Consider the following 21854-nt stretch of genomic DNA (forward strand, 5'->3'; position numbering starts at 1 on the left):
GATGGCCTTCAGAGCATCAGCGTGACGGTCTTGGGCGCGCCCCGCCCGACGAGGGCGGAGAGCTGGAAGATGCGGACGTCGAGCGTGTCGCCCGGTCCGAGCGGCGTGCCCCAGTCTTCGGTCTGCTGGGCGGCGGTGTAGACCGAGCGGGTCATGGTCGCAGACAGCACCCGCCTCACCGCGGCGCCGTCGAGGATCTCGACCTCGTAGGCTTCCAGTTCCTCGGCCAGCGGCACCTCAAGCCCGCCCCAGCTGTCCGCCGCGAGCGCGCGCGACCGCCGTGCCCAGCGGATTGTCAGGTCGCCGGGCGTGCGCGGCTTGCGCCACGGCTGCTCCACATGGGCCACGGAGAACGGACGCAGTCCGATGCCCTCGGGCGCGAAGGCCTGCGCGACGTAAGTCTCGTCGCTGACCGGGCGGCTCGCGGGGCCGATGCGCCAGTTCCACGGGATGCCGAGATCGGCCTCAGCGATCGACAGCGATGCGAGCGACGCGTCCAGCACCACGACCCGCGCCCCCGCCGGCGCGGGGTTGCCCATCGCACCCTCGGTGCCGCGCTGACCGCGCAGGAGCCGGGTCAGGAGATACCGGCCGGGCGCCAGCAGCTCGGCCGCGCCCGCCTGGACGATCTCCCAGACGCCGGGCGCGCTCTCGATCGCCAGCGCGTTGGCGCCGCCGAACAGGGTCAGGTCCGTGACGCTTTCCAGCGTGCCGGTCAGCAGATCAACCACCAGCGAGTTGCCGAGGTCGAAGCGCGAGGTGGGGCCAGGATAGAGGTCCGACACCATCGCCCCGATCCGGGCGCGGCCGCCGAAGCTGGTGAGCAGTTCGAAGCCGTCGGTCGACGGACTGCGGAACACCGCGATCTCGCCCGGCCAGGGAACGGCGTGCGCGGCGACCAGTGGCCGGTGTGCGGGCTGGTCCTCGGTGAGCTGCGGCAGGTCCATCAGCACCGCGTCCGGCGCGCCGAAGACGACGGCGCGCGTCAATGACGCCGCGCGGGGATCGCCGGGCGGCAGGTCGTAGGTCGCCCGGTCGTGGCGGACCGCCTCGATCCCGCGCGCCTCGGCGTCGGCGATGGAGACGAGCCGCAGATCGACCAGCCGCCCGTCATGCGCGAGCTGGATCGCGTCGGCCGGATCGAGCGCGAGGCGCGACGGCGGAAGACGGAACGCCGCCGTCTCCCGGCCCACCCAAGCCTCCATCAGCGCGCGACGGCAGCGGCGCTCGGCCTCCTCGGGCGGCACCGCCATCGGGAAGGACTCGGAGGCGATGCGCGTGGTGTCCACGGTGATGCGCCGCGCCTCGACGAGGGCTGCGTCGTAGTCCTCGTCGGCGCGGGCGACCTGCCACTTCAGCGCCTGCGGCAGTTCGGTTTCCTGGCCGCGCGTCAGTTCAAGCACGTCGCCTTCGCGGGTGGCGACCAGATCGTCGGGCGCGAGGATGGCGACAGACGCCCGGCCGCGCATCACGAAGCGGATCACCCCCTCGGTTTCCACCGCGTCGAAGCCGAAGTGGCGCGACAGCGTGGTGATCGAGGCGCGCGGGCTTTCCAGCGCCGTGATGGCGTAGCCCTCCACTGCGCCCCAAAGCCCGGTGACGTCGATCCGGGACTCGACCAGCCCCGCACGCAGGCAGAGGTGCCGGACGAGTGCGGCCAGCGACACCGCGCCGAGCCGCCCGGTCAGCCAGTGCCCGAGCCGCCAGTTCGCGCCGTCGGTCCAGACGTCGGTCAGCGCGGGAAAGAACGGATAGGGTCGCGCGTCCCAGGTCCAGGCGGCGCATTCCGGCACATGCACCATCCGGCCGCCGTAGACCGATGAAACCGGGTTGTTCGCGGCGTCACCCCACCAGAGATACGTCGCCTCGAGATAGGCCCGCTGGATCGCGTCGTCCCGCCAGCCCCGCGAGAAATGCGGCGTGAAGCTCTCGGACGATTTCGGGTCGAAGAAGACGTTGGGCTGGTTGGTGCCCCGGTCGATGGCCGGACAGCCGAGCTCGGTGAACCAGATCGGCTTCGACTGCGGCGCCCATGCGGTCGGTGTCCCGCTCTCCACCCCGCCCGGGCGGTCGTAATGCGCGTTCGACCACCAGGCGCGCAGATCCTTGTAGCGGAACACCCACGGCTTGGCCGCCGCGCCATCGGTGATCGGAGTCCGGTCTTGCGCGCTTCGGTCGGAGGCACTGGCGTAGAACCAGTCGAAGCCTTCGCCGCCCGCGATGTTCGCCTGCAGGTAAGCCCGGTCGTAGATCGCGGGCCAGCCCTCGGCCGCGTCGAGATGCTCGAACCCGTCGCGCCAGTCCGAGAGCGGCATGTAGTTGTCGATCCCGACGAAATCGATCTCCGGATCGGCCCAGAGCGGATCTAGGTGGAAGAACACATCGCCGCTGCCGTCGCCCGGTTGGTGCCCGAAATACTCCGACCAGTCCGCCGCGTATCCGATCCTGGTGCCGGACCCGAGGATCGAACGCACATCGGCAAGCAGGTCCCGATAGGCCTGCACAGCCGGGTAGGTGCTGGCGCCCGAGCGGATGGTCGTCAGCCCCGGCATCTCGGTGCCGATCAGGAAGGCGTCGACCCCACCCGCCGCCGCGCAGAGATGGGCGTAGTGCAGCACCATGCGCCGCAGGCCCCAGTCGCCGGGCGTGCCGGTCCAGCTGACGCTCTCGCCCGCCACGCTGAAGTTGGCGGGCGTGGCCGCGCCGAACAGCGCCGCGACCTGGCTTGCGGCCGTGGCGGTCTTGTCCACGGTTCCGGCGAAACCTGCCGCCGGAGAACAGGTGATCCGCCCCCGCCACGGGAACGCGGGCTGCCCCGTCCCGGCTGCGTTGTCTGAATACGGGTTCGGCAGCGTGTTGCCGGGCGGCACGTCCATCAGGGTGAACGGATAGAAGGTCACGCGTAGCCCGCGCGCCTGCATCTCCTGGATCGCCTGCACCACGGCGAAGTCGGACGGCGTGCCGCCATAGACGGGCCGATCCTGATCGTCGCGGCTGACGAGGAAGGCATTAGCGCGGCTGACGCCATTCACCGACCATGTGGCGGGCGTGGTCGACTTGGCCGTCACCTCGACGCCCGGCCGCACCTCGCAGGAACCTGCGCGCAGATCGTCGCCGAACCACGCCACGACGAGGCTGACACTCTCGACCGCAGGCGCCATCGCCTGCAGCCGGTCCAGCGCCTCCACCATGTCGGTGGAGTCGGCGAGCGCGTTCAGGTTCTCGGGCACCGTCGCGCCGCCATCGGTCTTGCGGATCGCCTGCGTCGCGTAGGTGAACTCGCCCGAGGCCGGGATCATGGTGACGGCGCGGGTCAGCCCCTCGGCGGTGTCGGGATCGGCCAGTGGCCGGAACACCTCGAAGGAGAGCTGCGGCAGGCGGTTACCATAGGTGGAAAGCGCCAGTTCCTCGAAGACCACATAGGCGGTGCCGCGATAGGCGGTCGTGCTGGCAGCCCCCATCTTCGCCGCGATGAACGGATCGGCGGACTGCGCCTCGTCGCCCGGATACCAGCGCCAGGTGACGCCGGAGAGGTCCATGGGCTTGCCGTCGGCCCAAATGCGGCCGATGCCGGTGATCGGGCCCTCGCAGAGCGCCACGGCGAACGAGGCATAGTAGAGATACTCGGTCGTCTTGACCTTTCCTCCGCCGCCGCCCTTGCCGCCGCCCTGCGTGGTGGTCTTGGTCTCCTCACGAAAATCCGTCGCCCAGATGATGTTGCCGCCCATGCGCATGCGCCCATAGAGCCGCGGGATGACCGCCCCTTCGGTGGCCGAGGTGATGCGCAGCGTGTCGAGACGTGCACCCTCGATGCGCTGCGTCGGCGCCAGCGACGAGATGATCCAGCTGTCCACGACCGAGCCGATGGTGGAGCCGATGAAGCCGCCTATGGTGGCGGCGCTCACGCCGAGGATCGCGCCGCCAATCGAACCGCCAATGGCGGCGCCGGCCGCGCCGAGAACGAGGGTGGCCATGTCGAGGTCTCAGCGTTGCGGGAACAGGAAAGCGAAGGCGATGCGCCGCCGCCAGCTTTGGGTGAGCGGTTCCTCGATCACGCCGAGCCGCTCGTAGGCGTGGAGGAAGCTGTCAGGGCCGGTCAGGATCCCGACATGCTTGGCGATGGCGCGGGGCTTCATGCGGAAGAGGACCAGCGCGCCGGGACCGGCTGCCGCCGGTTCCACTTCGATCATCATCCGCCGCGCGCCTTCGGCCAGAACCTCGCGCGGGCCGGTTTCGCCCCAGTCCCGGCTGTAGGGCGGGATCGGGAACGGCTCGGGGCCGACGACCTCGCGCCACACGCCCCGGGCCAGCCCGAGGCAGTCGCAGCCGACGCCGCGAAGGCTCGCCTGGTCGTGATACGGCGTGCCGAGCCAGGACCGCGCGACGGCGATGACGCGCGTGGGATTGGCGTTCACAGCACGGACCCCTCGTGGCCGCCGTCCTTCGTGGCGTAGCGCAGCACGGCGTCCTGGCCGGGGATATGCGGGAAGCCGCGGAAGTTGAGGGTATTCGCGAACTTCGCGCCGCAGGTCTCCATCCGCTTGTCGCAGCCCGCGCGGATGGTGAAGGCGTCGCCCTCGGCGATCGCACGCACCGGCGCTTCGAGCAGGGTCAGCACAGCGATGCCGTCCGTCACGTCATGGTCCAGCACCTCAGTGCGCCGCCCCGCGTTTGCGCCGCTCGTCCACTCCAGTGTGCCGAAGGTGAACCAGCCGGAAACGAACCCGCCGAGCCCCGAGGCGGTGAACGCCCGGTCCCGCAGGAGATCGATCACAGCGCCTGTGCCCTTGACGGCCGGGTCCTCCAGATCGACGCCGCAGCGCCCATCGCCGAGCGCCGCGTCGCAGGCCGCCTGGAAGGTCCGCCCGACCGTCTGGCCCAGCACATGGGCGAGCGAGCGGACCTCCGCGACGAAAGCCAGCCGGCCGCGCCGGATCTGGCCGATGGCACCGCGTCGCATGAGGACGCGATGGCCGGTGTCGGACCAGTTCACCCGCCAGACCTCGACCTCGGCGTTGTCCCAGCGGCCATCCATGATGTCGGTCTCGATGATGCGGTCGGAGGTCAGCACGCCCTCGGCGTCCTGCGCATCGACCGAGAGGTCCGAGCCGGAGCGGACCTCGGACGCCGTGAGCCCGCTCTCGGGCTCGAAGTTCGTCCCGTCGAAGCTGAGCGTCCGGTCGTGGTCGGTAAAGCCGAAGGTCACGCCGTCGGCGCGCGCGATCCGCCAGCACCAGGCGAGCGTCGTCGTGCCGGCGTCGAGATGGGCCTGCAGGGCGGGAGTGAGGGTCTTCATCGGCGGAGTTCCAGAAGCGGGATTGAGGTGATCGAGCCGAGCCGCTCGAGGTCGAGCGTCACGTCGAGCGCATCGGTGTCGAAACGAACGGGCACGTCGAACTCGAAGCCCGCGGTGATCGCAACGCCGGAACCCGGCGCGGCGCTGAAGGTGACGACGCCGGTGGCGGTGTCGACCGACCACCCGGAGGACTGCTCGACGCCCGACAGCGCGATGCGCACGCTGCCCGCAACCGGCTTGGCGATGGCGCGCGTCCAGGATTGCGCGCCCGAGGCGTAGCGCTTGACCAGCTGGAAGGCGATCGTCGTGCCGTCGCCGGTGCCGATTGATTGATCGGTTGGCCCCGGTATCTGCGACGGCAGGCAGGACTTGTGGTCGCCCCAATCCTTGAACCGGAAGCCGTAGAGCCGCCCGTTGCGCGCCTCGAAGAAGGCGACCACTGCCGCCAGATTGTCGGCGCGGCGGATGCCGTAGGCGACGTCGTAGCGGCGGCGCGAGTTGGCCCAGCTGGCGTTGCGCTCCTCGTCTCCCGAGGCGAGCTCGACGATCTGTGTGCGCCTTTCGGGGCCGCCGCGCGCGCCCCGGCTGATGTTGTCGGGAAACCGGACCTCTTGAAACGTCATCACATGCCCCTCCGCCCCAGCGACACCGCACGGGCGATGTCCGCCGCGACCTGCGTGCGGGACTGCCGGAAGCTCTCGGCGTCGCGGGCCATGATGGTGACGTTGACCCCGCCGCCCGCGCCGTAGCTCTGTGCCTCGCGGCGCGACAGCACCCGCTCGCCGCGCTGCAGGATTGCGGGCACCTCGTCGTGACGAAGCCCGGGCATGCCGCCACCATGCATCCGGGGCGCGGCAGCGAAGGCCATGGCCGGGACCATCCGCGAGGGTCCGGCGGATCCGACCATCCCGCCCGCATGCAGGACGTTGGCGAAGATGCCGCCAGCACCGGAGAACACGCCGGAGAGCGCGTTGGCGATCGGCCCAAGGATGAAACGTCGCGCCGCCAGCTGGGCGAGATCGGCCAGCAGCGAGGTGACCAGGTCGCGGAAGTTCAGCTTGCCGGTCTTCACGAACTGGCCCACGGCGTTCTCCGCCGACTGGAAGGCGCCGACGAGGCTCTGGCCTATGTCGCCGCCAATGTCGCGGGCCTTGCTGGCGTAGTCGGACAGCGCCGCCGTGACCGCCTGCCAGCCGGTGACGGCGGCCTCGGTTGCGGGCCCCGCCGCATCAGCGGCAGCCCCGGCCGCCGCGCCTGCATCTGTTGCAGCGCGCCCGGCATCGCCGAGCGCCGTCTCCAGCCGCTCGGCCGCTGCGGTGGCCTCGGTCAACGCATCGGCACTCGCCTCGTCGGTGCCGCGCACCGCGTCGCGCAGAGCCTGCCAGCTTTCGAGCGGCGCACGAGCCCCTTCGGCCAGATCGCGTGCGGCTCCGCGATAGAGGTTCGCGGACTCGAGCGCGCGGTTCGCCGCGTCGGTCAGGCCCAGATCGGGCGCGGTGAGCGGGTTGTCCTCGAAGGCCCGGTCGAACGCCGCCTGCGCCGCCGTCGTGGCGGCGCTGGCCGCGCCCTCGAAGCGGTTCTCGATCTCGCCGAGGTCGAGGTCGGGCACCAGCGAGATGCGGCGCTCCGACCCGAGCGCTTCCAGCCCCTGGTTGATGCCGCCGATGAATCCGTTGATGCGCGAGACGACGCCGTTCAGCATCGCCTCGACGCCGTCGACCAAGCTGTTCGCCGCCTGGAACGCCAGATCGCCGATGGCCGCGGGCAGCAGGCCCCAGATCGCCTTGATCGCCTCATAGGCGCCCTCGAAGGTGTTCGCGGCGGTGTTGCCGAAGCCCACGACGCTCTCGATGGCGCTCTGCATGCCCGACGCCGCATCGGCCTTCAGGTCGAAGAACATCGCTGTGGCGGCGGCACCCGCCGCTGCGGCGCCCATCCTGATGCGTTCCCAGACCTCGACCGCGAGGTCCTTCAGGAGCGACATCGCCTCGCCGAACCCACCCGCACCGGAGACGAGCCGGGTGAACTGGTAGACGAGTTCGCCCGCGCCGACGATGAGCGCCCCGATGCCGGTGCGGATCAGCGCACCTCGCAGGACGACGAGCGCCGTGGCAAGGCCACGGACCGAAAGGGCAGCAGCGGCCATGCCAGCCACCCAACGTCCCGTAAGCAACGCCGCGAAGGTGGCGGCATAGGTGGTCAGGCGGCCGATGTTGTCGAAGAGACCGCGGATCGCGATGCCGAGCGGCCCGGTGCGGCTGGCGACTGCCGCCATGGCATTCGCGACCGCTTCCAGCGCCGGAGCCGCTGCGACCGCCAGCTGGTTCGACAGCCCGCGCCAGATGAGGCCGAGCCTTGAGATTGCATCGTTCGTCCGCTCGATCTGATCGGCGTCCTGCTCCGAGACGACCACTCCGAAGGCAAGGACGTCCTCGGTCGCCTGGCGCAGCGTCGCGGTGTCGATCCGCGACATGGCGATGGAGCCTTCCTCGCCGAAGAGCTGGCCCGCAACGGCGGCACGTTCGGCGGCGGGCACGAAGCTCTCGATCGCCGCGTTGATCGCCCCGACCCGCTGGTCCAGCGGCAGGGCGATAAGCTCGCTGGCCGATAGTCCCAGCCGGTCCAGCGCGTCGGCGGCAGGACCGGTCCCGGCGGCCGCCTGGCTGAGACGACGCGTCAGATCCTTGGTGGCCTGCTCGATGCCGGACATCGACACGCCCGCCAGTTCGCCCGCACGCTCGAGCGTTTGGATCGAGGCGACGGTGGTGCCGAGCGACTGCGCCAGCTTGGCCTGCGCATCGACAGTCTGCAGACCGGACCGGATCATCGCCACGCCTGCGGCGGCAGCGGCTGCCACGGCGGCGGCGGCAGCGACGCGCACCCGCCGCGAGAAGGCCGCGAGCCGGGCGTTGGCCGCTTCCATCTCCCGGCTCAGCCGCCCGAAGCCGCGCGACCCGGCTTCACCCACGCCTTCCAGCTCGGCGCGCACCTGTCGCCCGCCCACGGCCGCGAGGCGGACGGACACTCGCTTTTCAGCCATCAGGTCGTTCCATCTGTTCGTTAAGCTTGGCGACCATCACCGCTTCGATGACGGGCAGCAGTTCGGCCATGGCGAGCGGCGGCACGCCGAGCGCATCACCGAGCGCCAGCGCTGCCGACATGTCCCATCCGATCACCGCGCCCGGCAGCACGCGAAGCTGACCACCGAGACGGCCGACCAGGTCCCAGACCTGCCAGCCCTCCGGCGTTTCCGGACGGTTCAGCCGCGCCGGGCAGTCCGGGCAGGCTTGCTCGCGGCCCTCGTAGGGTGCGCAGGCCTGGCAGTATCGCTCGCCCCCGCCGAAGGACCATTCGGCGAGAGCGCAGAGGCGTTTTTTTCCTGTTCCAGCAGCAGGCCCTTCGAGACGTAGGTGAGCTGGAAGGCCTCGAAGATCGGCCAGACATCGAGCAGCGCGTCGATGGCCTCGGGGCTCGGGTCGATGGGATTGCCGTCGGCGTCGCCGATGCCGTCCCAGGCGAGCACCGCCCGCCGCGCGAGAGCCTTGGCGAAGGCGACCGCGCGCTCCTCGTCGGAAGCCTCCTCCGGAACGGCCTCGACGGCCGGATCGCTGCGGGTCGCCACCATCAGCGCCGTGGTGAGCGTGCGGAGTTGCACCCGAACCCCGGGCGCCAGGTCGTGCCAGTGCGGGGCGTTGGTCAGGTCGAGCGTGAGCATCAGTACACCTCTATGTCGTTGATCAGGGTTGCGGTGCACATCCGGCCGATGACGCCGTCGCGCGCGGCCTGCCAGTCGAAGGTCGCCTGCACGCCCTGCGGCCCGGAGATCTCGATCCGTGGGCGCGGCAGGTAGACGGCGTGCACGGTGAAGGTGAAGCTTTCGCCCGAGGGCAGAACGTAGGCGAACTCCATCTCGCAGGCTTCGCCGTTGATGGCCTGCGTCACCAGCGTCTGGTCAGCAAAGCGCACCTCGATCCGGCCGGTCAGTGCGGCGATGGAGGGGTCCGCCCCGTCGATGCGGCCGTCGTTCCGGATGGTCTCGATCCGGTCGAGATTGTTGGCATAGGTGATCTCGGCCGAGACCACGTTGCCGAGCGCCGTCCCGTTCCGGGTGATCGCTCCGTTGAAATGCCCGAAGCGCTTCAGCTCCAGCGCGGCGGGCGTTCCGGCGCTCGTGGTCGTGCCCACCGTCTCGCCCTGCGCCACCAGCCGCGCGGTTGCCGTCAGCAGGCCCGAGCGCTGCATCTGCCAGGTGATCTGGTCGAGGACGCAGCCGGAATACATCGCATAGCGCGGCACCTCCGGCATGCCGGTCTCGATCGACATCGAGGGCAGCGTCCAGGACCCCGACTGGAACTCGTGGCTGTACGGCGCCTCCGCGCCGGTGGTCGTGGGCGCGCCGAAGGCGGCCTTCAGCCAAAATCCGAAAGCCTCGGCGTCGAGCGGCACGACGATATCGCCGTCGGCCGTCACCGCGTCCTTGATCGGCGCCAGCGGATCGCGGCCGTATCCCAGCAGCTCGGAGTTCAAGAGCGGCTGCTCCGCGCCAAGCGAGGAGCTGGCGAAGGGCATACGTCTGAAGCCGCTCGCGGGCGGCGTTCCATAGGTCGTTTCGAACGCAAGCGCCATCAGCGCCCGCGCCCCCTGGGCTCGTGCCATGGTGTTCTCCTCGGGTTGTCGGGGTCAGGCCAGTTGGTCGGCCGTGGAATAATGCAGCACGACGAGGATCACGGCCGCCTTCAGGCTGGCCGCGCCCTCAACCGGCAGATCGACCGGGCGCGGGGCTTCCGCCTCCACCCAGTCGCAGAGCCCGCCCAGCGTGCGGTCGGCGGCGAGCGCCGCGCCGATGCTGGCGGTCAATGTGTCGAAGGCGGCGTCACGGTCGGCACCCTGAACGACGGCCTCGATCTCGGCCCGGTGCTGGTAGTGATAGCGCAATGGCGACAGCGTGACCTCAGGCTCGCCCGGCTCGCCGTCGCGCAGGATCAGTAACCCTTCGGCAGGAACGCGCTCGGGCAACACCTCGCCGCGCAGTGCGGTGGCGGGCAGCGCCAAGAGCCGCGCGTGCAGCGCGGCGAGGATGGTTTCGCGTGGGGTGGGCATATCTGTCACGCGACTCCGCGCTTGACGTTTGTTTCGAGGGTGTTTGGATTAATGAAGGCCGCGCGGAACCAAGCGGTGGGAGGAAAGATGCTGCTTGATCCGCATAGACTCGAAGAACAGCTACGAGCGACAACAGCCATCGATGCTGCCGTCCGCGACGCCTATTTGACCTTTGCCCATGCTCATTTTCGTGGCGGGACCACGGTGCGCCCGGCCGGACATGGTTACATAGAACGAGAACTTCGTTTCGAAGCCAAGGGCGACTGGCTGTATTCAGCGGTCCTGAATCAGAAGTGGGTCCTGTGGTACTTTCGGAAGCCTGCCTTGAATGCAGGGCTTATTGATCCGGGCAAGACCAAAGAGCGCTTTCCCGCTTCGGAAGAAACGTCACGCGGGGAAATCAAGCTTCGCGTTCGTAGTTCGCCAGAGGCACTTGCTGTGTTGAAATGGGTGGGCGCTGAATAATGCGCTCCGTCGAGCGTCCAGCGGTTTCTTCCAATGGTTGCGCACTCATCCAAGCCGCCCCTCAACCCAATTCGCCACGATCAGACCCGGCACGCTGTCCAGCGCCCGCTCGGCATCCCGGTCTAGGTTGAGCCGCTTCAGCAGCTTGACCTGCGGCACCAGCAGGAAGATCGGCACCGTCGTGCGCCCGCGGCCAGTCTTCGAGCGTGACGCGACACCGAGCCCACGACTGTTCAGCCGTCCCTCTACCACCAGCAGGCTGGGCCCGCGGCGACGGTAGACGAAGCGGAGCCGCAGCCCCCGGCGGCGCTCCCATTCGCCGGGGGTGATCCTGCCGCCGCGCAGGCCGCGTCCGGCGGCTGGCGTCGGGATCGCAAGCCAGAACCCGTCCTTAGAGCGGATCAGCGGCCCGGTATCGTGAGCGCCGACAATGACCGGGGCCTTCGACCAGACCAGCGCCGCGGCGTTCAGGCTCTCGCCGGCCTTCGGATAGGTCTGGCTCCGGATCGAATTGGCGAGCCGCCGGCCGAGCCCCGCGCCGGTGATCTGGCCGCGCCAGGCGGTCTTCAGCCCGGTGCCCGCCTCGCGCATAGCGGCGGTGACGGCCTTCTCTCCGGCCTTCACCTCTGCCGCCATGGCGGCGACGAGGTCCGGCGTAATGTCGAGCTTCAGCTTCATCGCTATCAGGCCGGGCGCAGGTCCAAGGTCCAGACGAGCCGCTCGCGGTCGCGGACGGGCTCGCCCTGGATGAGGAAGGCTTCGCCGTCGATCTCGATGCGGTCACCGGGACGCGGGTTGGCCACTTCGGAAAGGCGCAGATCGAGCCGGGTGCTCTCCGACCAGATCCGCGCCTCGCCGAAACTGGTGACGTCGTCGGGGCGCCGCAGGATGGCGCGGACCAGCGAAGGCGCGCCGCCCTCGGCGATGTAGACGATGTCACGCGCGAGATGCGCATCCGCGAAGAGCGCGTCGAGGGCGGATGCGAACGCGCTGGCCATGGCTATACTGCTCCCATGAAACAGGAATCGATTTCAGAACGCCCGACGAGGGTCCGAGCCGTCCAGGCGCTGTCAGAGGCGTTCATGCGCCAGCACCCGGACACGTCCCTCGACCCGAAGGGCTACGTTGCAGATTTTCGCGACACCTTGCTTCCGCAGGTCTCGCTGGAGGATTTCGAAGCAGACCTGTCCTCAGGCGACGGCAACGAGCTGCAGACCAAGTTCCGGGCGGCCCATTCTTCATCTTGGCTGGCGGTCAACTGCTTCGCGCCCTTTCGGAGCCGGATCGCCGACCTCGCCATGCCGATGGGTGCCGGTTTCGACGATCTTCGCTTCGAACGGAAATGCCCCACCGGACTCCGCGGCGGCCGTGCACCCAACCTCGACGTCGTGCTTTCGGGCCCCGGCGGCGTGGTCGGGATCGAGTCCAAGCTGACCGAACACCTGTCGGCCCACCGGGCCGAATTCTCGCCCGCCTACGAGGAGCAGATCAGGGACGCGCGGCGCGGCCAGGGATACTTTCGCGAGATGCTGCGCCTCCGGGATCGCCCGGACCATTACACCTGGCTCGACGCTGCACAGCTCATCAAGCATGCTTTCGGTTTGGCTCGGACCTTTCCAGACCGCCCCGTGACGCTGCTCTATCTGTTCTGGGAGCCTGCGAACTCGGGTGCCGGTCCGGAGTTCGCCGCCCATCGTGAGGAGATCGACGAGTTCAGGGCGCGCGTGGCAGGATCATCACCGGCGTTCGAGGCGATGAGCTATCCGGAACTCTGGCGCTTCTGGCAGGACACCGAACCGGCCGAATGGCTGGTCCGGCATCTCAGCGATCTTCACGCCCGATACAGCGTCACGCTCTGACTCGTCAGGTCCGCCTGGCCTGTCGCAGCACCTGCGGGCGAGTGCAGATCGGCAGCGGGTTGCTCTCGATCTCAAGCCGCACCCATTCGTCGCGATCCCGGTCGGGGATGGTGCGGGCATAAAGAGGCTGGCCGAGGGTATTGACCGTCTCGAAGGTGTCGGCCGGCGCATAGTAGATCTCGAAGAGCCCCTCGATACCCTCGGGATAGAAGTACGCCTTGTCGGTGGGCACGGTGAAACCGACGCCGCCCCGGTAGCGGCGGAAGGTGATGCCGCCGAAGCTGACCTCGTCGGCCACGCGACCGCGCAGGTCGGCCGCCGCGGCGGTGTTGAGATAGGTCTCCCGCACCTCCTTGTGGGCCACGAGATCGGCGAAGAAGGCCGAGCCGCATTCGGCACGGATCTGCACGGCCCCGGCCGAAAACCCGCCCATCGAGTCCTCGACACTCTCGATCAGCGCCTGGCAGCGCTTCCGCAGCGCCCCCGAGGCCGGGCTCGCGTTGTCGAGGTCGAAGTCGATCTCGGCCGCCGGAGAGATGCCGAACTCGGTGAAGTAGTTCACCACAGTGGCGTGGTCCTTCGGGTCCTTCACCAGCCCCTGGATGCCGTTCAGGAGGTGATATTCGAAGGTGGTCTCGGCGTCCTGACGAAGCTTCCGAAGCCGATACGCGACCTCGGTCTGCACCTGCTGAGTCGCGCTCTCCGAGCCGAAGTCGCGCACCGATTGGATCTCAGAGGCCCAGAGCACGTCCTGCTTCTTGAACTGTCGGCAGACGAAGGCGCGCATCTCGCGCCGGTCGGGCACCTGCTGCTCGTAGGCCGAGCCGCGCTCGGAGAACGGGATCAGCGAGAGTGTGCCATCGCGGCTCTCGATCACCACGGTGCGCGAGCGCACGCCGCGCGGGCTGAAGAGGTTCGAGCCCGAGAGCAGCGCGGGCTTGAAGGGGATGTTCTCGAGCGCGCGGGTGAGCTCGACGATGGTGAAGGCATCGCCTTCGAAGATGTCCATGGCGGCCATGTGGATGCCTCCTGTCATGAGCGCGTCCAGGAAAAGTGGATTCTGGTTTTCCGTCCGGACGCGCGGGAATTGGGGACTTGGATCAGCGGACGAGGATGCCCGCGGCGAGGAGCGCCGTGTGGGCGGCCGCGATCTCCCCCTCGCTGGGCGTGCCGGCGAAGACGAGGTCGTGGCGGTTGACGATGGCGGGGCCGCGGACAACCGCGACGGCAGGCGCATCGCCGGTGCTCTCATCCGCCTTGCCCCAGAGCACCGCGACAGCGGTCTCGGTGCCATCGACGGCGGCCGGATCGTGCGCGGCGTACTTTCCGGACGCTGTGATCTTGCCGAGCACGGTGCCGGGCTCGAGCGTGCCCGCGGCGACGGTGATCGTCTCGCGGGTGTAGTCGCGGAAGGCTTCCCAGACGAGGAAGCCGCCGGGGTGTTTCCCTTCGACCAGCGTGGTCATGGTGTCATCCTTTCAGCTTGAAGGTGCGGGCGACGATCTCGCCCCAGGGGCGCGCGGCCGAGCTGCGGCCGGGCTGCGGGTGATGGGGCGCGATCTCGGGCTCGGCCTCGGCCTTGGCTGCGATGAGCGCGGCGCGCACCTCGTCGAGGCCCACGTCCTGTTCGAGGAAGCGAGCCGCCATCTGCGGCTGGCCCGCAAGGCGGCAGAGATCGATGACGGCCCGCGCATGGCCGATGGCCTCGGCTCGGATCGCGGCGGGATCGGGCGGCGCGCCGCTCGGCGGCGGGGTTTGGGCGGGCGGCTCCGGGGTGTCGGGAGCGGCGACTTCGTCGTCCTCGTCGTCCTCGACCTGATCGCCGTCGGCGACGTCGTCGGTGGCCTCGGTGTTTGTGCCGTCGGCATCGTCGTCGGGCTCCGGCCCGGCTTCGACCTGCTCGGCCAACGCCGGCGGTGCGTTGCGGAAGCGCCCGATGTCGAAGTTCGCGGCGATCCGGACAGGCTCGATCAGCCGGTCGGCGAAGCCCTGCGCCACCGCGTCCGCGGCGTCGAACCAGGTCTCGGCCGCCATGAGCGCGGAGACTTCCTCCGGCGTCCTGCCGGATTTCGCGGCGTAGCCCGAGACGAGGCTGCCCTTCACCTTGTCGAGCGCCTCGGCCATGGCGCGCATGTCCTCGGCCGTGCCCATTATGAGGCCGGCCGGGTCGTGGATCATCAGGAAGGCGTTCTCGGGCATGACGATCTCGTCGCCCGCCATCGCGATGTAGGAGGCGGCCGAAGCGGCGATGCCGTCGATCCAGACGGTGACCGGGCCCTCGTGACGCTTGATAGCATTGTGGATCGCGACCGCGTCGAAGGCCGACCCGCCAGGGCTGTTCAGCCGCAGATCGACGGGCGTGCCCTCAGGCAGCGCGCCCAGTTCGGCCAGAAAACCCTTCGCCGAGACCCCGTAGGCGCCGATCTCGTCATAGATCGCCACTTCCGCACCGGTCCCCCGGGCGCGGATCGCATACCAGCTTGCCATGTCGTCACTCCTGTTCGGTGGCCGGATCGGTCGCCGCCACGCCGTCATCCGTGCCGTCCCCCGCGCCAGCAGCCGGCTCCGGCCGCGTCGCCGGCGTCGCGCGAGCGCCCTGCCTCTCGCCGGGGCTCGTGCGGTAGCGCAGGCCGAGACCTGTCGCGCGGGCGGCGTCGGCGGCGTTCTCGCGGTCGACTTCCTCGATGTCGTAGCCGGTGGCCTCGACCACCTTGCGCCGCGAGGTGATGCCGGCCTCCATCGCCAGCACCTGCGCCTGGATGTCCTTCAGCGGGTCGACCCAGTCCCAGCGCGGCGGGATCCATTGCACCGGCCGCACCTCGGCCAGATCGGCGTCGAACGCGCCCGACAACACCGCCGTCTCCAGCCAGCGCTGCCAGACCGCGCGGCAGAGCTGGTGCACGATCACGCCATGCTGCAGCTGGCCGATGCGGCGGCGGAACTCGACGAGTTCGGCACGCAGGGACGAGTAGTTCGCCTGCCGGACATCGCCGGTGACGAGGTGATAGGGCAGCCCCAGCGAGGCCGAGACCGCCAGCAGCGTGCGGTACTGGAACGCCTCGTAGCCTCCGCCGACATCCGCCGGGGACGAGAACTTCACGTCCTCGCCCGGCAGCAGCACCTGCATCGTGCCAGGCTCGAGGCTGGCGATGGCGGCCCCGTCGAGATCCGCTTGCGTTTCGCCCATCATGGGCTCTTCCGGCGCGCTCTTGGTGATGAAGCCCGCGAACATTGCCGCGGTCTTCTTCCGGTCGAGCTCGGCATCGTCGTACTGGTCGAGCAGGAACAGCCGGACCATCGCCGGCGCGATATGTGGAAGGCCCCGGATCTGGCCCGCGTCGATGGGCCGGTAGATGTGCAGCACGTCTGTCGCCGCCACGCGCACAGTCTCCGGGATCACCGCGCCCTGATCTGTGCTGTCGCCCGGATGGCGCCGGCGGAAGTGATAGGCCACGCGGCGGCCGATCTCATCGAACTCGATCCCGCAGCGGATGCGGTTGCCGTTGGCTGCCGTCTCGGTCTTCTCGAAGGGCAGCATCTCGGACTGGAGAAGCTGCAGCTGCAGCGGGACCAGCAGTCCGTCCTCCGCACGCCGGGGACGAAGCCGGACGAAGCACTCGCCCGCGACGAACATCTCTCGCGCGACCATGGCCTGCAGGCCGTAGAAGTCGGTCAGCCCATCCGCGTCGGCCTCGTCCGTCCAGGCGAGCCAGAGCCGCTGGACCCGGTCACGCAGGGCGGCGTCCCCGATCAGTGAGGACGGCTTGATCCCGTCGCCCACGAGGTTGGCCGCAAAAGCCTCGCAGGCGTTGGCGGCATAGCCGTTCGTGACCACCAGTTCACGGGACCGCGCCAGCAGTCGCGGACCGCCCGAGGCGACCAGCGCGTTGATGTTCTCGAGCGGCGGGTTCCAGCCGCGCAGTCGCCGCTTTGCCATGGCGCCCTCGAGCCGGGCGCGCACGGCAGCGGGGCCGCCGGCGGACCGGCGGCGGAAGCGGTTGAAGATGCCCATCGATCAGAGCCCCTTCGCCGTCGTCACGCGCACATGTCGGACGATCCGACGCCCCTCGGCCGCGGCGATCTCGCGATCCAGCGCCTCGATGGCCCGGTCGATCTCGGCCACGCTCCGATAATCCACGGTCTTGCCGTCATAGCTCACCCGAGCCACCCCCGAGGATCGCTGCGCGGTCAGCGCGTCGCGGCGGGCGCGGAGCTCTGCGGCCGTGGCCATGGATCACCTCATGTAGCTTGAGCGCACCGTGCGCCGGCGCGGCATTGGTCGTGTCGGGACGGATGGCGCCGTTGCCGCACCGGCCTCGGGCCCGTCCGACGTCGCTACCCCGAGTTGCGCTTCCAGATCGGCCCACCGCGCTTCGGGCCAGCGATCCGCGCCCGCGATCCACGCCGCCGCGCGGGCATAGACGCGTGTGTCCAACGCCTCGTTGCGCTCGCGAAGCTTCTGCCATTCGAGCCGCGCGAAGCCGCGTTTCGTTCGGACCGTCACCAGCTGCTCGGCAGTCAGCTGCTTCAGCCATTCGCCGTCCGCCCAGTCCGGCAGATGGATTGTGCCGGGCGGGCACAGCGCGCCCACCGCCTGTTCCTCCCTCGTTGGCCGGTCCTGCCGCAGGAAGCGATAGGTCTCGGCCTTGAAGGTCGAGGTCGCCACGGTCCAGAGCCGGGCGCCGCGCCGGAGCCGCTTGCCCGCGACGGTCGCGTCGACATAGGTCGGCCCGGTCACCGGGCTTGTCCGGGTGAACCCCTCGACGCCCTTCACCGGCGCCACCTGCGAGAAGCCCACCTGGCGCGACCAGGCATAGACCGCGCTGGTCTCGTAGCCCGTATCGATCGCGAGCCGGGCAAGCGCGAGGTGACTGCCGCGTTCATGCTGCCAGACCCGGCCGAGCAGATCCGTCAGCTGCTGCCAGCAGGCCGGATCGCCGGGGCCGCCCTCTAGCACGAGGTGATCGACGAGCCAGCTTTCCAGCCCGCGGCCCCACGCCCAGACATCGACCTCGATCCGGTCCTTCTGCACGTCGGCCCCAGCGGTGAGGAACAGCCCACGCTCGGGCACCGTACCCGGCGGCCATGCCTCGCGCCGGTCCGCCAGCCGCTGCCAGTCGGGCGCCTCGCCGGTCTCCATCCAGGTCTCGCCGAGGATCGTGTTGCGGAACGCTCGCATCGCCTCGTCGCTGCCCCGTGCCGCCTCATGCGCCCGCGCGATCCGCTGCCAGCTGAGCCACCCGACCGGCGAGTAGAGCGCCGACAGGTGGTAGCCGACCGTCGCCGGATCGGCGGCCGTGGCGGTCGCGCGCCACTCGCCGTGCTCGAGCATCCTCGTCTTGTGGTGCTCCGCGATGGGCCGCTCGCAGCCCTCGCAGAGATACTCGGCCGTCTCCGGGCGCCCCTTTTCCCAGCGCAGCCGCTCGAACTTCAGCCATTGCATCGCGTCGCAATGCGGGCACGGCACGAAGTACCGCCGCTGGTCGGAAGCCTCGAACTCGCGCTCGATCCGGCTCAGGCCCCGGATCGTCGGGGTCGACACCAGGAACACCTTGCGCCGGTGGGCGAAGGTCAATGACCGCGCTTCGGCCAGCGTGACCGGGTCACCCTCCTCGTCGGCCGAGGCGGGATAGGCGTCGACCTCGTCGAGGAAGATGTACCGCGCCGGGGTCGACCGAAGCCCCACGGCCGAGTTCGCGCCGGTCATGATCAGGATGCCGCCCGCGAACTCCTTCGACAGCATCGTGTTGCCCGCATCGCGCGAGCGCGCGGGCTTCACCCGCTCCCGCAGGTCCGGGCTCTCGTCGATCAGCGGGTCGATCCGCTGGCGCGAGTTGCGCTTGGCCAGCTCCACCGTCGGCTGGACCGCCAGCATCGGCCCCGGCGCCTGGTGTATGACGAAGCCGATCCAGTTGTTGCCGGCCTCGGTCGCCCCGACCTGCGCGGCCTTCATGAACACGATCCGCTGGGTCGGATCGCCGGGCGAGAGCCGGTCCATGATCTCGCGCATGTAGGGCGTGCGCGCGGTCCGGTACTGCCCCGGCTCGGCCGAGGCACGCGAGGCGAGCTTCCGGTGGCGGTCGGCCCAGCTCGAGACGGTCAGGTCAGGATCAGGACGCAGACCCCGCGACCAGGCGCGGATCAGCGCGGCGGCGCCGTCGAACCCGAAGAGATCGTCATCCAAGCCCGGGTCGGATCTCCGCGAGGCTGTCGAGCTGGGCGCGGACATGGGCCTCCAGAACCTTCTGCATCAGCGCCGCCTCCACCTCGCAGCCGTCCCCCAGCGCCGCGGTGAGCTCCGAGGCCATCAGCGCAGCAACCCGCGCCGGCCACGTCACCCAGGCGTCGCGTTCGTCGCGCGCGAGCCGGAACATCAGCGTCTCCGCCCGGGCGCGGTCGACCAGTTCCCCTTTCAACTTCTGGAGCCGGATGCGTCGCTCCTGCGCCTTCAGCACCTCGTTCGCGGTCTTGGCCTGAAGGAAGGTCGTGCCGCCGCCGACGGCCGGCGCGGAAAGCCCCTGTTCGCGGAGGGTGTCGCCCACAGCAGCCACGGCGGCCTCGGGCACGGGTTTCAGCTTGGGCGCCGGCGCCTTTCGGGTCTTCGACGGGTCGGTCGTTTCGGCCCGCCGCTTGTCGGAAGCCGCGGCGTCGATGCTGCCGTCCTCGTGCATCACGAGGCGGCCGGCGGTCTTCGCCTTCTGGATCGCGCCACGCGAAAGCCCGACATGGGCGGCGTACTGGCGCTCGCTCATGCCCTGCATCGCCAGCCCCGATTGTCATTGAAAGTCAGGCGCTTATCGAGTTGATAAGCCTCGCGGACAGAGCGAACGTCCATCCCACAAGGACGATGCAACTCACCCGGAGCCACGACGATGACCAGCCGCCCGAACCCGATCACCACCCCGCGCTTTGAGGCCCGCGCCGACAAGGACCGGCGCAACAAGGAAGCTGCGCTCGCCGCCTTCATCGGCAAGAAGGCCGAGATCGACGAGATGCTCGCCCGCCTGCAGGCGCTCAGCGACGACCATTTCAACTGCCACCCAGACGAGGCGGGCTGGGCGATGGTCGGCACCCTCGAAAACTACGCCAGCCTCCTGAAGCGCATCACCGACAGCGCCTTCGGCGAGGGCGAGCACGCCCGCTGATCTCCGGCACCGCCGGAACTCCCGCCGCGCGCCCTGCGCGGCTCGGGGTCGTAGGAGGGTCGCGACGATCGCGGCCCTGAAACCGGAGACCCCAGATGACCAAGCTTTCCGATACCCAACTCGTGATCCTCAGCGCCGCCGCGCAGCGTGAGGACCGCAACGTCCTGCCGCTCCCCGGTTCGCTCCGCGGCGGCGCCGCCGCCAAGGTGGTTGGCGCGCTCCTGAAGCGCGCGCTGATCGCAGAGAAAGCGACCGACAGCGAGACCAAGGCGGACGCCGCCCTCAACCGCATCTGGCGCAACGACGAGGACGGCCGCGCCATCCTCCTGCACATCACCGATGCAGGCCTCGCCGCCATCGGCGTCGAGCCGGAGGGCGGCGATAGCGCGCCCAAGGGCGCCGGCGGGGCGCCGAGCGCGGAACCCACGCAGGAAGCTCCCGCCGAAGGCGAGCCCGCGCCCAAGGCGCGCACACCGCGCACGGGCACCAAGCAGGCGAAACTGATCGAGATGCTTCGCGCCGAGGGCGGCGCGACCATCGATGAGATCGTCGCCGAAACGGGCTGGCAGCCGCACACGGTCCGCGGTGCGTTTGCCGGAGCGCTCAAGAAGAAGCTCAGGCTCGAAGTCACCTCCGAGAAGGTCGAGGGCCGCGGGCGGGTGTACAGCCTGCCGCGCGACTAACGCCGCACGTCACGTTGGTCCCAATGCCGCCGTCCCGCACAGGGCGGCGGTATCTCATCGTGCCCCGCGCACCCGGATCGCCTCGAACACCCGCCGCAGGGCGAAGGACCGCGCGATGCTCACCACAGTGAAGACCGCGCCCATCTTGAGGTTCTGCGCCAGCGTCGTGTGCAGCCCGAAGACCGGGAAGATCAGGATCTGCGTCACGACCGCGACGCCGTAGCCGACCGCCACGTTGGCGACGGCCTCGACCAGCGACATGGCCCGGCTCTGCTTCATCGCGCCCCTTTATCCATCGGCCAGCAGTTGAGCTGCGAGAGTTCGGAGCGCATGCGCCGCGACCAGCGGGACCACTCCGTTGCCACAGAGGCGAAGCCGGTCCACCCGGTGGGCCAGCCCATCAACGCCTCGACGAACCGCGGGTTCAAGGTCCGGGGCGTGTCGCAGGAACGCCCGCCAGCCGTCGGCATCACCAGGACCTGGCGGCCAAGCAGCCCGTTCACCGGCGTGTTCGCGAGGCTCGTCGCCCCGTCCTTGTGATCCCGCGCCGTCGGCGTCATCCACATCCTCGTCGCATCGCAGAGCGTCGTCCCGTCGTTGCGCGGGCGCGCGGCCTCGCTGCGATTGCTCGTCCGGTTCCGCGTGCCCTTGCTGTCGCCGGCCAGCGGCGTCGGCCAGAGCCGCATCATCTCCGTCCTGTTCCCGCCGCTCGACCGCGTCCCCGAGCAGGCGCGCGGGGTCGGCCAGGTGGTCGCCCTCGCGGTGGGCGAGGATGAAGAGCCGCTCGCGCCGGTGGGGCGCACCGACTTCCGCCGCCGTGAAGAGGCCCGCCGCAAGGCGGTAGCCCATGCCGACCAGTCCTCCGGCGACCTCGGGGAAGCCGAGGCGGAGATGATGGGCGACGTTCTCGAGGAAGACGAAGGGCGGCTCGACCTCGCCGATGATGCGGGCGACATGCGGCCAGAGATGACGCGGGTCGTCCGCGCCCCGGCGCTTGCCCGCGACGGAGAACGGCTGGCACGGATAGCCCGCAGTGACGATGTCCACCGCGCCGCGCCACGGGCGGCCGTCGAAGGTGGCAACGTCGTCCCAGACAGGCGCCCGATCCAGGGCCGCGTCTTCCATCCGCGCCACGAGGACGGCCGCGGCGTAGGCGTCCCGCTCGACGTGACCCACAGTGCGATATCCGGGGCATGCGAGGTGCAGCCCGAGATCGAGCCCGCCGGCGCCGGAGCAGAGCGAGAGGCCGAACAGGCACGCGTCGCCGGCTCCGGCAGGCAGACCGGAGGAAGGTAGAGCCACGCCA

The 21854-nt window shown here is 69.8% G+C and carries 24 protein-coding genes; 4 read left to right on the top strand and 20 right to left on the bottom strand.

The window, feature by feature from the left end; all coding sequences use genetic code 11:
* Positions 1-8 precede the first annotated feature (8 nt).
* The 9 genes from BM075_RS04470 to BM075_RS04510 form a co-directional block, all read right to left on the bottom strand.
* The gene (locus BM075_RS04470) at positions 9-3974 is read right to left on the bottom strand and encodes a baseplate multidomain protein megatron (protein WP_093359482.1); all 3966 of its coding nucleotides are present in this window, start codon (positions 3972-3974) and stop codon (positions 9-11) included.
* Between the two features lie 9 nt (positions 3975-3983).
* A complete protein-coding gene (locus BM075_RS04475) occupies positions 3984-4415 on the bottom strand; it encodes an NlpC/P60 family protein (protein ID WP_093359483.1) in 432 nt (143 codons plus the stop codon).
* A complete protein-coding gene (locus tag BM075_RS04480; protein WP_093359484.1) occupies positions 4412-5296 on the bottom strand; it encodes a DUF2163 domain-containing protein in 885 nt (294 codons plus the stop codon). The genes BM075_RS04475 and BM075_RS04480 overlap by 4 nt, the downstream gene beginning before the upstream one ends.
* Positions 5293-5919, bottom strand: coding sequence for a DUF2460 domain-containing protein (locus tag BM075_RS04485; RefSeq protein ID WP_093359485.1), 627 nt, complete (start codon positions 5917-5919; stop codon positions 5293-5295). Before BM075_RS04485 ends, BM075_RS04480 begins: the two co-directional genes overlap by 4 nt.
* Entirely contained in the window at positions 5919-8336 is a 2418-nt protein-coding gene (locus BM075_RS04490; protein ID WP_093359486.1) for a phage tail tape measure C-terminal domain-containing protein, read from the bottom strand. The genes BM075_RS04485 and BM075_RS04490 overlap by 1 nt, the downstream gene beginning before the upstream one ends.
* On the bottom strand, positions 8329-8457 hold the full coding sequence (locus BM075_RS24960) for a DUF7697 family protein (RefSeq protein ID WP_281244920.1): 129 nt from the start codon (positions 8455-8457) through the stop codon (positions 8329-8331). The genes BM075_RS04490 and BM075_RS24960 overlap by 8 nt, the downstream gene beginning before the upstream one ends.
* 98 nt (positions 8458-8555) lie before the next feature.
* Positions 8556-9011 carry a hypothetical protein gene (locus BM075_RS04500; RefSeq protein WP_093359488.1) on the bottom strand — a complete coding sequence of 152 codons (456 nt, stop codon included), beginning with the start codon at positions 9009-9011 and terminating at the stop codon, positions 8556-8558.
* Positions 9011-9952, bottom strand: coding sequence for a phage tail tube protein (locus BM075_RS04505; RefSeq protein ID WP_093359489.1), 942 nt, complete (start codon positions 9950-9952; stop codon positions 9011-9013). Before BM075_RS04505 ends, BM075_RS04500 begins: the two co-directional genes overlap by 1 nt.
* Before the next feature lie 24 nt (positions 9953-9976).
* Positions 9977-10396 (bottom strand): acyl-CoA transferase, encoded by a 420-nt coding sequence (locus tag BM075_RS04510; protein WP_093359490.1) that lies wholly within the window; start codon positions 10394-10396, stop codon positions 9977-9979.
* Between the two features lie 87 nt (positions 10397-10483).
* Here BM075_RS04510 and BM075_RS04515 point away from each other — a divergent pair, with 87 nt between their 5' ends.
* Positions 10484-10861: a hypothetical protein gene (locus BM075_RS04515; RefSeq protein ID WP_143089815.1), complete on the top strand. Its 378-nt coding sequence runs from the start codon at positions 10484-10486 to the stop codon at positions 10859-10861.
* Positions 10862-10906: 45 nt separating this feature from the next.
* Here BM075_RS04515 and BM075_RS04520 read toward each other — a convergent pair whose 3' ends face one another.
* Positions 10907-11539: a DUF6441 family protein gene (locus tag BM075_RS04520; RefSeq protein ID WP_093359492.1), complete on the bottom strand. Its 633-nt coding sequence runs from the start codon at positions 11537-11539 to the stop codon at positions 10907-10909.
* Between the two features lie 5 nt (positions 11540-11544).
* On the bottom strand, positions 11545-11859 hold the full coding sequence (locus BM075_RS04525; RefSeq protein WP_093359493.1) for a head-tail joining protein: 315 nt from the start codon (positions 11857-11859) through the stop codon (positions 11545-11547).
* Positions 11860-11943: 84 nt separating this feature from the next.
* Here BM075_RS04525 and BM075_RS04530 point away from each other — a divergent pair, with 84 nt between their 5' ends.
* Complete coding sequence (locus BM075_RS04530) at positions 11944-12720, top strand: PGN_0703 family putative restriction endonuclease (RefSeq protein ID WP_245758740.1); 777 nt, start codon at positions 11944-11946, stop codon at positions 12718-12720.
* Positions 12721-12724: 4 nt separating this feature from the next.
* On the opposite strand, the gene BM075_RS04535 is transcribed toward BM075_RS04530, so the two are convergent.
* From BM075_RS04535 to BM075_RS04565, 7 genes are all read right to left on the bottom strand, one after another.
* Positions 12725-13756 (bottom strand): major capsid protein, encoded by a 1032-nt coding sequence (locus BM075_RS04535; protein ID WP_093359495.1) that lies wholly within the window; start codon positions 13754-13756, stop codon positions 12725-12727.
* Positions 13757-13820: 64 nt separating this feature from the next.
* Positions 13821-14186 carry a head decoration protein gene (locus BM075_RS04540; protein ID WP_093359496.1) on the bottom strand — a complete coding sequence of 122 codons (366 nt, stop codon included), beginning with the start codon at positions 14184-14186 and terminating at the stop codon, positions 13821-13823.
* 4 nt (positions 14187-14190) lie between these two features.
* Complete coding sequence (locus BM075_RS04545; RefSeq protein WP_177208248.1) at positions 14191-15207, bottom strand: head maturation protease, ClpP-related; 1017 nt, start codon at positions 15205-15207, stop codon at positions 14191-14193.
* Positions 15208-15211: 4 nt separating this feature from the next.
* Entirely contained in the window at positions 15212-16732 is a 1521-nt protein-coding gene (locus BM075_RS04550; RefSeq protein WP_245758741.1) for a phage portal protein, read from the bottom strand.
* Positions 16733-16735: 3 nt separating this feature from the next.
* Positions 16736-16951, bottom strand: coding sequence for a phage head-tail joining protein (locus BM075_RS04555; RefSeq protein WP_093359498.1), 216 nt, complete (start codon positions 16949-16951; stop codon positions 16736-16738).
* Positions 16952-16954: 3 nt separating this feature from the next.
* Positions 16955-18949: a phage terminase large subunit family protein gene (locus BM075_RS04560; protein ID WP_177208249.1), complete on the bottom strand. Its 1995-nt coding sequence runs from the start codon at positions 18947-18949 to the stop codon at positions 16955-16957.
* Positions 18897-19481 (bottom strand): hypothetical protein, encoded by a 585-nt coding sequence (locus tag BM075_RS04565; protein ID WP_093359500.1) that lies wholly within the window; start codon positions 19479-19481, stop codon positions 18897-18899. Before BM075_RS04565 ends, BM075_RS04560 begins: the two co-directional genes overlap by 53 nt.
* Before the next feature lie 111 nt (positions 19482-19592).
* Here BM075_RS04565 and BM075_RS04570 point away from each other — a divergent pair, with 111 nt between their 5' ends.
* Together BM075_RS04570 and BM075_RS04575 are read left to right on the top strand one after the other, a co-directional pair.
* Positions 19593-19865, top strand: a complete 273-nt coding sequence (locus BM075_RS04570) for a hypothetical protein (RefSeq protein WP_093359501.1) — start codon at positions 19593-19595, stop codon at positions 19863-19865.
* A gap of 95 nt (positions 19866-19960) precedes the next feature.
* Positions 19961-20548 carry a DUF3489 domain-containing protein gene (locus BM075_RS04575; RefSeq protein WP_093359502.1) on the top strand — a complete coding sequence of 196 codons (588 nt, stop codon included), beginning with the start codon at positions 19961-19963 and terminating at the stop codon, positions 20546-20548.
* 54 nt (positions 20549-20602) lie between these two features.
* Here the strand turns inward: BM075_RS04575 and BM075_RS04580 are convergent, their stop codons facing one another.
* Together BM075_RS04580 and BM075_RS04585 are read right to left on the bottom strand one after the other, a co-directional pair.
* Positions 20603-20827, bottom strand: coding sequence for a DUF7220 family protein (locus BM075_RS04580; RefSeq protein WP_093359503.1), 225 nt, complete (start codon positions 20825-20827; stop codon positions 20603-20605).
* A 9-nt stretch (positions 20828-20836) separates the two neighbouring features.
* A complete protein-coding gene (locus tag BM075_RS04585; protein WP_245758742.1) occupies positions 20837-21850 on the bottom strand; it encodes a DNA cytosine methyltransferase in 1014 nt (337 codons plus the stop codon).
* Between the last annotated feature and the right edge of the window lie 4 nt (positions 21851-21854).

The organism is Tropicimonas isoalkanivorans (assembly GCF_900112335.1).
In the GTDB taxonomy this organism is placed as follows: Bacteria; Pseudomonadota; Alphaproteobacteria; order Rhodobacterales; family Rhodobacteraceae; genus Tropicimonas; species Tropicimonas isoalkanivorans.